General features: G+C 58.3%; 13 protein-coding genes and 1 tRNA gene. 8 read left to right on the plus strand and 6 right to left on the minus strand.

The features are described 5' to 3' along the window. Positions 1-82 precede the first annotated feature (82 nt). From murI to hemA, 5 genes are read right to left on the minus strand one after another with little or no spacing between them, the layout of a single operon-like run. Positions 83-874, minus strand: coding sequence for a glutamate racemase (gene murI / locus ACMXYI_RS01995; RefSeq protein WP_008153416.1), 792 nt, complete (start codon positions 872-874; stop codon positions 83-85). Further along, entirely contained in the window at positions 867-1,622 is a 756-nt protein-coding gene (locus ACMXYI_RS02000) for a molybdopterin-synthase adenylyltransferase MoeB (protein ID WP_008153418.1), read from the minus strand. The genes murI and ACMXYI_RS02000 overlap by 8 nt, the downstream gene beginning before the upstream one ends. Continuing rightward, entirely contained in the window at positions 1,616-2,446 is an 831-nt protein-coding gene (gene prmC / locus ACMXYI_RS02005) for a peptide chain release factor N(5)-glutamine methyltransferase (RefSeq protein ID WP_415771373.1), read from the minus strand. The genes ACMXYI_RS02000 and prmC overlap by 7 nt, the downstream gene beginning before the upstream one ends. Next, positions 2,447-3,529 carry a peptide chain release factor 1 gene (gene prfA / locus ACMXYI_RS02010; protein WP_283181651.1) on the minus strand — a complete coding sequence of 361 codons (1,083 nt, stop codon included), beginning with the start codon at positions 3,527-3,529 and terminating at the stop codon, positions 2,447-2,449. After that, entirely contained in the window at positions 3,526-4,815 is a 1,290-nt protein-coding gene (gene hemA, locus ACMXYI_RS02015; protein ID WP_046053450.1) for a glutamyl-tRNA reductase, read from the minus strand. Before hemA ends, prfA begins: the two co-directional genes overlap by 4 nt. A 182-nt stretch (positions 4,816-4,997) precedes the next feature. Between hemA and ACMXYI_RS02020 the strand changes: the two genes are divergently transcribed. The 8 genes from ACMXYI_RS02020 to ychF all read left to right on the plus strand — a co-directional run bounded on the left by ACMXYI_RS02020 (position 4,998) and on the right by ychF (position 11,921). Beyond that, a complete protein-coding gene (locus ACMXYI_RS02020) occupies positions 4,998-6,722 on the plus strand; it encodes a tetratricopeptide repeat protein (protein ID WP_415771376.1) in 1,725 nt (574 codons plus the stop codon). Positions 6,723-6,726: 4 nt separating this feature from the next. Next, positions 6,727-7,344, plus strand: coding sequence for a lipoprotein insertase outer membrane protein LolB (lolB, locus tag ACMXYI_RS02025; protein WP_415771377.1), 618 nt, complete (start codon positions 6,727-6,729; stop codon positions 7,342-7,344). A 2-nt stretch (positions 7,345-7,346) separates the two neighbouring features. Beyond that, positions 7,347-8,198: a 4-(cytidine 5'-diphospho)-2-C-methyl-D-erythritol kinase gene (gene ispE, locus ACMXYI_RS02030; protein WP_415771378.1), complete on the plus strand. Its 852-nt coding sequence runs from the start codon at positions 7,347-7,349 to the stop codon at positions 8,196-8,198. 37 nt (positions 8,199-8,235) lie between these two features. Continuing rightward, positions 8,236-8,310, plus strand: a tRNA-Gln gene (locus ACMXYI_RS02035). A gap of 45 nt (positions 8,311-8,355) precedes the next feature. After that, positions 8,356-9,297: a ribose-phosphate pyrophosphokinase gene (locus tag ACMXYI_RS02040; RefSeq protein WP_003208392.1), complete on the plus strand. Its 942-nt coding sequence runs from the start codon at positions 8,356-8,358 to the stop codon at positions 9,295-9,297. Positions 9,298-9,438: 141 nt separating this feature from the next. Further along, a complete protein-coding gene (locus ACMXYI_RS02045) occupies positions 9,439-10,044 on the plus strand; it encodes a 50S ribosomal protein L25/general stress protein Ctc (RefSeq protein ID WP_033061244.1) in 606 nt (201 codons plus the stop codon). Between the two features lie 169 nt (positions 10,045-10,213). Next, positions 10,214-10,798, plus strand: a complete 585-nt coding sequence (gene pth, locus ACMXYI_RS02050) for an aminoacyl-tRNA hydrolase (RefSeq protein WP_008153430.1) — start codon at positions 10,214-10,216, stop codon at positions 10,796-10,798. A gap of 22 nt (positions 10,799-10,820) precedes the next feature. After that, positions 10,821-11,921, plus strand: a complete 1,101-nt coding sequence (gene ychF, locus ACMXYI_RS02055; RefSeq protein ID WP_134419017.1) for a redox-regulated ATPase YchF — start codon at positions 10,821-10,823, stop codon at positions 11,919-11,921. Between the two features lie 69 nt (positions 11,922-11,990). Here ychF and ACMXYI_RS02060 read toward each other — a convergent pair whose 3' ends face one another. Next, complete coding sequence (locus ACMXYI_RS02060; RefSeq protein WP_415771380.1) at positions 11,991-13,208, minus strand: MFS transporter; 1,218 nt, start codon at positions 13,206-13,208, stop codon at positions 11,991-11,993. Positions 13,209-13,414 lie beyond the last annotated feature (206 nt).

Here is a 13,414-nt window from a genome sequence, read left to right on the forward strand (position 1 = left end):
TGGTTTTTTTGTTGCTTGACGCTATAGAAGTCGACGCTTAATCAGAAGTTCACCCCAATTACTCGCTTGCCCCGAGTTTTGTTTACTCCTTGAAGCTTCGCACAACACCAGCGGTATTCCACAGTATCGGCAAGATATTTCTGAAATGCTCCGGATCGGCACTCGTCCAGAACTGTGCAGCACGAGCAGGCTCCTCGGCGAGCAATTCACGCTCGGCCAACAATCGCTGAAGTTGCCGCGCAACAGCGGCGCCAGTATCAATCAAGCTGATGTCATCGGGGATCATCTGCTTAAGCAACGGCTTTAGGAAGGGGTAATGCGTGCAGCCAAGAATTATCGTGTCGCACCCGGCGCCGAGCAGTGGTTCGACATACCTGGCAAGCAACTGGCGCAAGGCCTCGCTGTGCAGATCGCCGTTTTCAATCAGCTCCACCAGGCCGGGGCACGGCTGGGTGATGACTCGCACATCGGTGGCGAAACGGTCGAGCAACGCGGCGAACTTGGCACTCTGCAAGGTGCCGGTGGTGGCGAGCACACCGACCACACCGCTACGGGTGGCGGCAGCGGCCGGTTTGACCGCCGGCTCCATGCCGACGATGGGCCACTCGGGATAATCGCGCCGCAAGTCTGCAACGCCAGCGACAGTCGCCGTGTTGCAGGCCAGCACCAAGGCCTTGGCGCCCTGCTGCTGAAAAAAACCGGCCATCACGCTGCAGCGATGACGGATGAATTCCGGGGTTTTCTCGCCGTAGGGAATATTCCCGCAATCGGCGACATACAACAGTGATTCGTTGGGCAGCAAACGCTGGATCTCGGCCAGCACCGAAAGCCCACCGACGCCGGAGTCGAACACGCCAATCGGCGCTTCACGCATGCTTCGAACCACAGACGCTGCAGCCCGGATCACGCTTGACCCGCAATTCGCGAAAACGCGAGCCCAAGGCATCGATCAACAACAGGCGCCCCACCAGCGGCTCGCCGAAACCCACCAGCAACTTCATGGCTTCCAGCGCCTGAAGGCTGCCCACCAGGCCAACCAATGGCCCTACGACGCCGGCTTCGCTGCACGTCAGTTCGGCTTCGCTGCCGTGACCATATAAACAGTGGTAGCACGGGCTTTCCGGACGGCGCGGGTCGAACACCGACAACTGCCCTTCCAGCCGAATCGCAGCGCCACTGACCAGCGGTTTGCCGGCGGCGACACACGCAGCGTTGACCGCTTCGCGGGTGGAGAAATTGTCGGAACAGTCCAGCACCAGATCTACCGCAGCCACGGCGGCGGCCAGGGAGTCTTCGTCCAGCGCGGTGCGATGGGCGATCAACTGAATCTCGGGATTGATTGCAGTCAGTCGGCGAATAGCCGAATCGACCTTGCTCAGGCCGACGCTGTCGGTGTCGTGAACGATCTGGCGTTGCAGGTTGGTCAGGTCGACCGTGTCGAAATCCGCCAGATGCAACTCACCGACGCCGGCGGCTGCCAGATACAGCGCAACCGGCGAGCCGAGGCCGCCGAGACCGACGATCAACACGCGGCTTTCTTTCAGTCGCAACTGGCCGTCGATGTCGACGTGCTGCAACAGAATCTGCCGACTGTAGCGCAACAATTCCTGATCATTCAGCACGGCAGGCGCCCCAGGCTGATACGTTCGTGACCGCCCAGATCGGTGCGGCTGTGGACTTCTTCAAAGCCGCGGGTCAGCAGCAAATCGCGTACCGCAGTGGCTTGATCGTAACCGTGTTCAAGCATCAGCCAACCGCCCGCCTCCAGATAATCTGGCGACTGGGCGACGATCAGACGCAGATCGTCGAGCCCGTCGACGCCGGCCACCAAGGCACTGGCCGGTTCGAAGCGCACATCACCTTCTACCAGATGCGGGTCGGCGGAGGCGATGTAAGGTGGATTGCTGATGATCAGTTGAAAACGCTGACCTTCCAGCGCACTGAACCAATGACTGCTCAGCACGGTGGCGTTGTTCAGGTGCAAGCGCTGGCGATTACGCTCGGCCAGGGCCACGGCTTCGAGCACGCGATCCACGGCGGTAACCTTCCAGGCCGGACGTTCGCTGGCCAGGGCCAACGCAATGGCGCCGCTGCCGGTGCCGAGGTCGAGCACCGAGGCGGGTGTGGCCGGCAGCAGTTCCAGCGCAGTCTCCACCAGCAGTTCGGTGTCCGGGCGCGGGATCAGCGTGTGAGGCGCAACTTCCAGATCAAGCTTCCAGAAACCTTGCTGACCGAGGATGTAGGCCACTGGCTCACCGCCACGACGGCGTTGCAGGTACTCGGCAAACTTCAGCGCCGCTTCGCTCGGAACGATACGCTCGGGCCAGGTGTGCAGAAAACTGCGGGACTTGCCCAACGCAGCGGCCAGCAACAATTCGGCATCCAGGCGCGCGGAGGGCGAATCCGGCAGGTCGGCGGCGCGTAACAAACTGGCAATGATCGTCATTTACTCACCTATCGCTGCCAATTGGTCGGCCTGGTATTCGGCCAGCAACGGCTCGATCACCGCATCGACGCCACCCGCGAGGATTTCGTCGAGGGAATACAGCGTCAGGTTGACCCGATGGTCGGTGACCCGCCCCTGGGCAAAGTTATACGTGCGGATCCGCTCCGAGCGATCGCCCGAACCGACCAGCAATTTTCGCTCGCTGGCGATAGCGTTCGCGGCGGCGCTGGTCTGCTGATCGTTGAGCTTGGCCGACAGCCAGGACATCGCCCGGGCGCGGTTCTTGTGCTGGGAACGTTCTTCCTGGCACTCGACGACAATACCGGACGGCAAGTGCGTGATGCGGATCGCCGAGTCCGTCTTGTTTACGTGCTGACCACCGGCGCCGGAGGATTTGTAGGTATCGATGCGCAAATCCGAAGGGTTGATCTCGATCGCTTCCTGTTCGTCCGGCTCGGGCAACACGGCTACGGTGCAGGCCGAGGTGTGGATGCGGCCCTGGGATTCAGTAGCCGGAACCCGTTGTACGCGGTGGGCACCGGATTCGAACTTCAGCTTGCCGTAGACGTTGTCGCCTTCGACGCGGGCGATGACTTCTTTAAAGCCCCCGTGTTCACCGATGTTCTCCGAGAGGATTTCCACCCGCCAGCCACGACGCTCGGCGTAACGCGAATACATGCGGAACAGGTCACCAGAGAAAATCGCCGCCTCGTCACCGCCGGTGCCGGCGCGGATTTCGAGGAACACGTTACGCCCATCGTTCGGATCCTTGGGCAGCAGCATGCGTTGCAGGCTGGCTTCTATTTCGATCAATTGCTCTTTGGCTTCGCGGACTTCTTCCACGGCCATTTCGCGCATGTCCGGGTCGCTGTCCTTGAGCAGCGCCTGAGCGCCCTCGAGATCGCTTTGTACCTTGAGCAACTGTTTATAGGTTTCGACAATCGGTTCGACTTCCGCGTATTCCTTGGAATAGGTGCGGAATTTGTTCTGATCGGAAATGACTTCGCCGTCGCCAAGCAAGGCGGTCAATTCCTCGAAACGGTCCTGGAGGATGTCCAGCTTATTGAGCAGTGACGCTTTCATTGCGGTTTTTTATCCGAAAAGCTATCCGATGAGCCCTCATTCAGGGCAAAGAGTTCCTGGGCCATGGCCAGCGCATCGAGGCGGCCTTCGGCAGAGAGCTTTTTCAACTGCACGCTCGGTGCGTGCAAGAGTTTGTTGGTCAGGCCCCGCGCCAGTTGCACCAGCACGTCTTCGGCGCTGCTGCCGTTGGCCAGCATGCGCTGGGCCTTCTGCAATTCTTCGTCGCGCATGCGCTCGCTTTGTTGGCGATAGGCCTTGAGCACATCCACCGCCGCCAGTTCACGCAGGCGGACCATGAAATCTTCGGCACCGACCGAGACCATCTCTTCCGCCGCCTGGGCTGCGCCCTGGCGACTCTTGAGGTTCTCGGCGACCACTTCGTGGAGATCGTCGACGCTATAAAGGTAAACGTCATCCAGTTCGCCGACTTCCGGCTCGATATCCCGGGGGACGGCGATGTCTACCATGAAGATCGGCTTGTGCTTGCGCAGTTTCAAGGCGCTTTCCACTGCGCCCTTGCCCAGGATCGGCAACTGGCTGGCGGTGGAGCTGATAACGATGTCGCTGCGCACCAGCTCCGCCGGGATGTCCGAGAGCAACACCGCGTGGGCGCCGAACTGCTCGGCCAGAATGCTCGCGCGCTCCAGGGTGCGGTTGGCGACGACGATGCGCTTTACACCCAATTCGTGCAGATGGCGGGCGACCAGGGTGATGGTCTCGCCGGCACCGATCAGCAAGGCCTGGCTGCGTTGCAGGTCGCTGAAAATCTGTTTCGCCAGACTGACCGCGGCAAACGCCACGGACACCGGGTTCTCGCCGATGGCGGTGTCGGTGCGCACCTGTTTGGCCGCATTGAACGTGGCCTGGAACAGCCGCCCGAGCAACGGACCGATGGTGCCGGCTTCGCGGGCCACGGCGTAAGCCGATTTCATCTGACCGAGAATCTGCGGTTCGCCCAACACCAGCGAATCGAGCCCGGAGGCCACCCGCATCATGTGACGAACTGCCGCATCATCTTCGTGCACATAAGCACTCGCGCGCAGCTCTTCGAGGCTCAAATGGTGATAATCGGCCAGCCAGCGCAATATGATGTCAGCCGAAAGGTGATCCTGTTCTATATAGAGTTCACTGCGATTGCAGGTGGAGAGGATCGCAGCTTCGCGGCTGTCGGTGAGTCGGCAGAGCTGCTGCAAGGCCTCCACCAGCTGCTCAGGGGTAAAGGCCACGCGCTCGCGGACGTCTACTGAAGCAGTCTTGTGGTTAATACCGAGTGCAAGGAAGGCCATTCAAGGTCGCTGATGGTGACGTGAAGCCGGCAATTGTCCTACTTCGACAGAGCCAGAACAACTACCGCTGACTATTGTCCCAATGACCTGCCTCTATAAAGGCGCCAATTGAGACTCGGTTATGTTTGGCCGAAGGCTTGTGTCATGATGATCCGACCGCAGGTTAGTCGTCCTCTTCCTATATGAATAGATCCTCCGCGTTGCTCCTCGCTTTTGTCTTCCTCAGCGGCTGCCAGGCCTTGGCACCCGTTTCGTCGGACGGTACGCCGCCGGTCGAAGACAGCACTCCGGCCCCTGAAAAGCCCAAGGTTTACAGCTCATTCAGTGAAGAAACCATCTTCAGCCTGTTGAGCGCCGAACTGGCTGGCCAGCGCAATCGTTTCGACATTGCCCTGGACAACTACGTGACCCAGGCGATCAATACTCAGGATCCGGGCATCTCCGAGCGGGCATTCCGTATCGCCGAGTACCTGGGCGCCGATCAGGCGGCGCTGGACACCGCGTTGATCTGGGCGAAAAACGCCCCGCAAGATCTTGAGGCGCAACGAGCAGCTGCCGTGCAACTGGCTCGTGCCGGGCGTTATGACGACTCCATGGTCTATATGGAGAAAGTCCTGCAAGGCAAGGGCGACACGCATTTCGACTTCCTCGCCCTGTCTGCGGCCGATACCGACCAGGACACGCGCAACGGCTTGATGAAAAGTTTTGACCGTTTATTGCAGCGCCATCCGAACAACAGTCAGCTGATTTTCGGCAAAGCCTTGCTGCTGCAACAGGACGGTGACGCCAAGGGGGCGCTGGGCCTGCTGGAAGACAATCCGCCGGACGACGGCGAAATAGCACCGATTCTGCTGCGCGCACGCCTGCTGCAGACCCTCAGTCGTGGCGATGAAGCGTTACCGCTGCTGCAAAAAAGCATCAAGAAGTACCCGGACGACAAACGCCTGCGCCTGACTTACGCGCGCATGCTGGTTGAACAGGACCGCATGGACGACGCCAAAGCCGAGTTCTCGAGCCTGGTTCAGCAGTACCCCGAAGACGACGAACTGCGTTATTCCCTGGCGCTGGTCTGCCTGGAAGCCAAGGCCTGGGATGAGGCCAAGGGCTATCTGGAAGACCTGATTGCCCGGGAAAGCCACGTCGATTCGGCTCACTTGAACCTCGGTCGTATCGCTGAAGAGCGCAACGATCCTCAAGGCGCGCTGATCGAGTACGCCCAGGTCGGCCCGGGCAACGATTACCTGCCGGCGCAATTGCGTCAGGCCGATATCCTGATGAACAACGGCAAGACCGCCGAAGCCCAAAGCCGTCTGGCTGCGGAGCGCGATGAGCAGCCCGATTACGCGATTCAGTTGTATTTGATCGAAGCCGAAACCTTGTCCGCCAATAAACAACCCGACAAGGCCTGGAACGTACTGAAGCAAGCCTTGCAACAATACCCGGACGATCTGAATCTGCTATACACCCGCGCCATGCAAGCGGAAAAACGCAATGACCTGGCGCAGATGGAAAAAGACTTGCGCCTGATCATCAAGCGCGACCCGGACAACGCGATGGCGTTGAACGCCCTCGGTTACACCCTGTCCGACCGTACGACGCGCTACGCCGAAGCCAAGGCCTTGATCGAACAGGCACACAAGATCAATCCGGAAGACCCGGCGGTACTCGACAGCCTCGGCTGGGTGAACTTTCGCATGGGCAATCTCGACGAAGCCGAACGCCTGCTGCGCCAGGCGCTGGAGCGCTTCCCCGATCAGGAAGTCGCCGCGCACCTGGGCGAAGTCCTGTGGGCCAATGGCAAGCAACGGGAAGCCAAGCAAATCTGGAGCAAGTTCCTCAAGGAGCAGCCCGACAGCCCCATCCTGCGCAGCACCATCAAGCGCCTGACCGGATCAGAGACTCTTTAAGATTATGTTTTTGCGCCACCTCATTGTTTTCAGCTTCATCTCCCTGCTCGCCGGTTGCGCGGGCTTCGGCGCCCGCGAATCGGTCCAGGGTCAAGGCAACGCGGCCCAATGGCGGGACTACAAACAGCAACTGACCAGCCTCGACGGCTGGCAGATCAACGGCAAGATCGGCATCCGCGCGCCAAAAGATTCAGGCAGCGGCACGCTGTTCTGGCTGCAGCGACAGGATTACTACGACATCCGGCTTTCCGGCCCCCTGGGTCGCGGCGCGGCTCGCTTGACGGGTCACCCTGGCAAAGTCTCGCTGGAAGTGGCCAATCAGGGCCGTTATGACGCAACGACACCAGAGGCGCTGGTCGAAGAACAGCTCGGCTGGAAGTTACCCGTTTCCAATCTGGCCTGGTGGGTTCGCGGGCTCCCGGCGCCGGACAGCAAAAGTCGCCTGACCCTGGATGCCGATAGCCGCCTGGCCAATCTCGAACAGGATGGCTGGCAGGTCGAATACCTGAGTTACGCCGAGCAAAACGGTTATTGGTTGCCCGAGCGGATCAAACTGCACGGCACCGACCTTGATATCACGCTGGTGATCAAGGAATGGCAACCACGCAAACTGGGGCAGTGAACATGACCACTCCTCGCTTGACGCTGCCCTCCCCGGCCAAACTCAATCTGATGCTGCACATCCTCGGTCGCCGTGAAGATGGTTATCACGAGTTGCAGACTATTTTTCAGTTTCTCGATTACGGCGATGAAATCACGTTCGCCGTTCGTGACGACGGTGTGATTCGACTGCACACCGAATTCGAAGGCGTTCCTCACGACAGCAATCTGATTGTTCGAGCTGCAAAAAAACTTCAGGAGCAATCCGGTTGTTCACTCGGTATCGACATCTGGATCGAAAAAATCCTGCCCATGGGCGGTGGAATCGGTGGCGGCAGTTCAAATGCCGCGACGACTTTGCTCGGTCTCAATCATCTCTGGCAATTGGGTTGGGATGAGGATCGGCTGGCCGTGCTGGGCCTGACGCTTGGCGCCGACGTCCCGGTTTTCGTGCGTGGACACGCGGCTTTTGCCGAAGGCGTGGGGGAGAAACTGACCCCTGTAGACCCCGAAGAACCGTGGTATCTCGTGCTTGTGCCGCAAGTCTCTGTAAGTACAGCAGAAATTTTTTCAGATCCGTTGTTGACACGTAACTCTTCTCCCATTAAAGTGCGCCCCGTTCCCAAGGGAAACAGTCGAAATGACTGCTTACCGGTGGTAGCAAGGCGTTACCCAGATGTACGTAACGCATTGAATTTGTTAGGTAAATTTACCGAAGCAAAACTCACCGGAACTGGAAGTTGTGTGTTTGGGGGCTTCCCAAGCAAAGCTGAAGCTGATAAAGTCTCGGCCCTTCTTACAGAGACCCTTACAGGGTTTGTAGCAAAGGGAAGCAACGTTTCGATGTTGCATCGCAAGCTGCAAAGTCTGCTCTAAAAGGAATCGAGTACTGGGTACTCGTTGCAACAGATACAGGGGCGTCGCCAAGCGGTAAGGCAGCAGGTTTTGATCCTGCCATGCGTTGGTTCGAATCCAGCCGCCCCTGCCATTTTCTATACTCATCCAGGTTACCCTCAGCCTCTAGGTACTGCGCGTGTCCAAGATGATGGTCTTTACGGGGAATGCTAACCCCGATCTGGCTCGGCGTGTTGTACGTCAGCTGCATATCCCTCTCGGTGACATCTCTGTCGGTAAGTTCTCCGACGGCGAAATTACTGCCGAGATTAATGAAAACGTCCGCGGTAAAGATGTCTTCATTATTCAGCCGACTTGCGCTCCGACCAACGATAACCTGATGGAACTGGTAGTGATGGCTGATGCCTTCCGCCGCTCCTCGGCTACTCGTATCACTGCTGTTATTCCTTACTTTGGTTATGCCCGTCAGGATCGCCGTCCGCGTTCCGCACGTGTGGCTATCAGCGCGAAAGTCGTTGCTGACATGCTTACCGTAGTCGGCATCGACCGTGTTCTCACGGTTGATCTGCATGCTGACCAAATCCAGGGTTTCTTCGATATTCCGGTAGATAACATCTACGGCTCCCCAGTATTGGTGGATGACATTGAAGATCAGCGCTTCGAAAACCTGATGATCGTGTCCCCGGACATTGGCGGCGTCGTGCGTGCACGTGCTGTGGCCAAATCTCTGGGCGTGGATCTCGGGATCATCGACAAACGCCGTGAGAAAGCCAATCACTCTGAAGTGATGCATATCATCGGTGATGTCGAAGGGCGTACCTGTATTCTGGTCGATGACATGGTCGATACCGCCGGCACTCTGTGCCACGCGGCCAAGGCCCTGAAAGAGCATGGCGCTGCCAAGGTTTTCGCCTACTGCACACACCCTGTGCTGTCCGGTCGGGCGATCGAAAACATCGAAAATTCAATGCTGGACGAACTGGTGGTGACTAACACCATCCCGTTGTCCGCTGCTGCTCAAGCCTGCTCGCGTATCCGTCAACTGGATATCGCGCCGGTAGTTGCCGAAGCGGTTCGCCGCATCAGCAACGAAGAATCGATCAGCGCGATGTTCCGTTAAGGGCCCTGCCCTTCTCGAATATCTCGTTGACGAAAAGCGCCCCGCCCCGGCATTCCTGTCGGGGCGGGGCTTTTTTGCCCATATCGCCTTTAGCGCTGGTCGCAAACGCTGGGGCGAATGTGGTTATTTTGGAGATACAACATGAACGATTTTACTCTGAATGCTGAAGTGCGTTCCGACCTGGGGAAAGGTGCGAGCCGCCGCCTGCGTCGTCTCGCAAGCCTGGTACCTGCTGTAGTTTACGGTGGCGAAAAAGCCCCTGAATCCATCAGCATGCTGGCTAAAGAAGTTGCCAAACTGCTCGAAAACGAAGCGGCTTACAGCCACATCATCGAGCTGAACGTTGGCGGCACCAAGCAAAACGTAATCATCAAAGCTCTGCAGCGTCACCCGGCCAAAGGCCACGTGATGCACGCTGACTTCGTACGCGTTGTAGCTGGCCAGAAACTGACCGCTATCGTGCCTGTACACTTTGTTGGTGAAGAAGCTCCGATCAAGAAAGGCGGCGAAGTTTCGCACGTTGTTGCTGAAATCGAAGTTTCGTGCCTGCCAAAAGACCTGCCTGAATTCATCGAAGTCGACCTGGCTAACGCCGAAATCGGTTCGATCATTCACCTGTCTGACCTCAAAGCCCCTAAAGGCGTTGAGTTTGTTGCTCTGGCACACGGCGATGACAAGGCTGTTGCCAACGTCCACGCTCCACGTGTTGCTCCAGAAGCTACTACTGAAGAAGGCGCAGCAGAGTAATTTCACTCTGTTCGCCGGAGTGACCGGAAACATCGCGGACTAGAGCGTAGCGAGAAAGCGGGCGAGAACGCGGAGTTTACATAATGGTAAATGAGCACTTGTCGTCCACTTTCGCCGCACACACCTGTCGCGGCGATGTTATCCACCACTCCAAGGAAGGGCCCCTATCGTGACTGCCATCAAACTGATCGTTGGCCTGGGAAATCCAGGCGCTGAATACGAACAGACCCGGCATAACGCAGGGGCCCTTTTTGTTGAGCGCATCGCGAACGCACAAGGCGTAAACCTTGTGGCGGATCGCAAATATTTCGGCCTGACCGGGCGCTATTCGCATCAGGGTCAGGATGTTCGTCTGCTGATTCCCACCACCTACATGAACCGCAGCGGCCAGGCCGTCGCGGCACTTGCCGGCTTCTTCCGCATAACGCCTGAAGAAATCCTGGTGGCGCACGACGAACTCGACCTGCCACCGGGTGTAGCCAAGCTCAAACAGGGCGGCGGCCATGGCGGTCACAACGGGTTGCGCGACATCATCGCGCAACTGGGCAATCAGAATACCTTTCACCGCTTGCGGCTTGGCATTGGCCACCCGGGCGTTGCCAGTATGGTTTCAAATTTCGTCCTGGGTCGTGCGCCACGCGCCGAACAGGAAAAACTCGATGCCAGCATCGACTTTGCCCTCGGCGTGCTGCCGGATATCCTCGCCGGTGAATGGAACCGCGCGATGAAAAACCTGCACAGCCAGAAGGCCTGACTCTTATCCGAGGGGAAACACCATGGGATTCAATTGCGGCATCGTCGGCCTGCCTAACGTCGGCAAGTCCACCCTGTTCAACGCCCTGACCAAATCCGGGATCGCGGCCGAGAACTTCCCCTTCTGCACCATCGAACCGAACACCGGTATCGTGCCGATGCCGGATTCGCGTCTGGAAGCCCTGGCCGCCATCGTCAATCCAAAGCGCATCTTGCCGACCACCATGGAATTCGTCGACATCGCAGGCCTGGTGGCCGGCGCCTCGAAAGGTGAAGGCCTGGGTAACAAGTTCCTCGCCAACATCCGTGAAACCGATGCCATCGCCCACGTAGTCCGCTGCTTCGAAGACGAGAACGTGATTCACGTCTCCAACAGCGTCGACCCGAAACGCGACATCGAAATCATCGACCTGGAACTGATCTTCGCCGACCTCGACAGCTGCGAGAAGCAACTGCAGAAAGTTGCCCGAAACGCCAAGGGTGGTGACAAGGACGCCGTGGTCCAAAAAGGCCTGCTGGAGCAACTGATTGCTCACTTCACCCTCGGCAAGCCTGCGCGTACGCTGATGAAGACCATGGGTGCCGACGATAAAGCGGTGATTCGTGGTTTCCACCTGCTGACCACCAAGCCGGTCATGTACATCGCCAACGTCGCTGAAGACGGTTTCGAGAACAACCCGCTGCTGGACATCGTCAAAGCCATCGCCGAAGAAGAAGGCGCCATGGTGGTTCCGGTCTGCAACAAGATCGAAGCCGAAATCGCCGAGCTGGATGACGGCGAAGAGAAAGACATGTTCCTCGAAGCCCTGGGCCTCGAAGAGCCTGGCCTGAACCGCGTGATCCGCGCCGGCTACGAAATGCTGCACCTGCAGACCTACTTCACCGCCGGTGTCGAAGAAGTCCGCGCCTGGACCGTCCGCGTGGGTGCTACCGCACCACAAGCCGCTGGCGTGATCCACACCGACTTCGAAAAAGGCTTCATCCGCGCCGAAGTCATCGCCTACGATGACTTCATCCAGTACAAGGGCGAAGCCGGCACTAAAGAAGCCGGCAAATGGCGTCTGGAAGGCAAGGACTACATCGTTAAAGACGGCGACGTGATGCACTTCCGTTTCAACGTCTAAGTTTTCAGGAAGAAGCACCCGCCCAAGAAAAAGCCGCGTTTAAACGCGGCTTTTTTGTGCCTGTGATTTTTATACTTTTTTGGTTCTTGGCAGGAAGATCGCCAGCACACCGAACAACGGCAGGAACGAACACAGCAAGTACACGTATTCGATGCCGTGTATGTCCGCCAAATGCCCGAGCAACGCCGCACCAATCCCGCCAAAGCCGAACATCAACCCGAAGAACACCCCGGCAATCATTCCGACATTGCCCGGCACCAGTTCCTGCGCATACACCACGATCGCCGAGAATGCTGACGCCAGGATGAAGCCGATCACGACGCTGAGGATGCTGGTCCAGAACAGATCCACATGAGGCAGGATCAGGGTGAACGGCGCGACGCCGAGGATCGAGAACCAGATCACCGCCTTACGCCCGATCTTGTCGCCTATCGGTCCACCGAAGAAGGTCCCCGCCGCTACCGCGCCGAGAAACAGGAACAGGTGCAACTGCGAACTCGCCACCGAGAGGTCGAATTTCTCGATCAGGTAGAACGTGAAGTAACTGGTGAAGCTGGCCATGTAGAAATACTTGGAGAACACCAGCAGTCCGAGCACCACGAGCGCACTGATCACGCGGTTCTTCGACAAGCCATGCGTCGCCGCCTGACCTTGCTTGAGTTTGAACAGACTCAGGTGGTTGGCGTACCAGCGGCTGATCCGATAGAGCACGAACAGCGCAAACACCGCGAACAATCCGAACCAGGCCACATGGCCCTGACCGAAAGGAATGATGATCGCCGCAGCCAGCAACGGACCGAAGGCCGACCCGGCATTACCGCCGACCTGAAAGGTCGATTGCGCCAGGCCGAAACGCCCACCCGAGGCCAGTCGCGCTACGCGAGAAGCTTCCGGGTGAAAGGTCGAGGAGCCGATACCGATCAACCCTGCAGCCAGCAAAATCATCGGAAAACTGCCGACCACCGACATCATCAAAATGCCGATCAATGTGCAAACCGTCCCGGCGGGTAGTAGCCAGGGTTTGGGGTGCCGATCGGTGTAGTAACCGACCCACGGCTGCAACAGCGAAGCCGTCAGCTGGAACGTCAAAGTGATCAGGCCAACCTGGGTGAAGGTCAGGCCATAGTTGGCCTTGAGCATCGGATAGATCGACGGCAGCACCGACTGGATCAAGTCGTTGATCAAATGCGCCAGCGCCACGGCGCCGATGATGCGCATGACCAAAGGGCTGCTTTGTGAAGTCGCGGATGCCGGCTGCGCGCCGGTCTGGACATTGCTGATAGCCATAAGAGTTTCCGTACAACAGATGGGTGCACACGGGCAGGTGCGTCAATGTGCCATTTTTCAGTGCAGCAGCGCCATCCCCTTAGCCTGCTAACGACCTCGGTTTTCATCGCTGAAAAGGTGATAGCGCAACGCCATGGTCTGAATCTTGCCTTGGTAATCCGCTTCAACGCGGCCCCTTACAAAGGGGACCGAGAATGGGAAGTTTC

Source organism: Pseudomonas lyxosi (genome assembly GCF_047758685.1).
GTDB classification, from domain to species: Bacteria; Pseudomonadota; Gammaproteobacteria; order Pseudomonadales; family Pseudomonadaceae; genus Aquipseudomonas; species Aquipseudomonas lyxosi.

Excerpts from the sequence above, each read along its gene's own strand:
- prfA (WP_283181651.1), bottom strand. The coding sequence starts at position 3,529 with ATGAAAGCGTCACTGCTCAATAAGCTGGACATCCTCCAGGACCGTTTC.
- lolB (WP_415771377.1), top strand. The coding sequence starts at position 6,727 with ATGTTTTTGCGCCACCTCATTGTTTTCAGCTTCATCTCCCTGCTCGCC.
- murI (WP_008153416.1), bottom strand. The coding sequence starts at position 874 with ATGCGTGAAGCGCCGATTGGCGTGTTCGACTCCGGCGTCGGTGGGCTT.
- ACMXYI_RS02045 (WP_033061244.1), top strand. The coding sequence starts at position 9,439 with ATGAACGATTTTACTCTGAATGCTGAAGTGCGTTCCGACCTGGGGAAA.
- ispE (WP_415771378.1), top strand. The coding sequence starts at position 7,347 with ATGACCACTCCTCGCTTGACGCTGCCCTCCCCGGCCAAACTCAATCTG.
- prmC (WP_415771373.1), bottom strand. The coding sequence starts at position 2,446 with ATGACGATCATTGCCAGTTTGTTACGCGCCGCCGACCTGCCGGATTCG.
- ychF (WP_134419017.1), top strand. The coding sequence starts at position 10,821 with ATGGGATTCAATTGCGGCATCGTCGGCCTGCCTAACGTCGGCAAGTCC.
- ACMXYI_RS02020 (WP_415771376.1), top strand. The coding sequence starts at position 4,998 with ATGAATAGATCCTCCGCGTTGCTCCTCGCTTTTGTCTTCCTCAGCGGC.
- hemA (WP_046053450.1), bottom strand. The coding sequence starts at position 4,815 with ATGGCCTTCCTTGCACTCGGTATTAACCACAAGACTGCTTCAGTAGAC.
- ACMXYI_RS02060 (WP_415771380.1), bottom strand. The coding sequence starts at position 13,208 with ATGGCTATCAGCAATGTCCAGACCGGCGCGCAGCCGGCATCCGCGACT.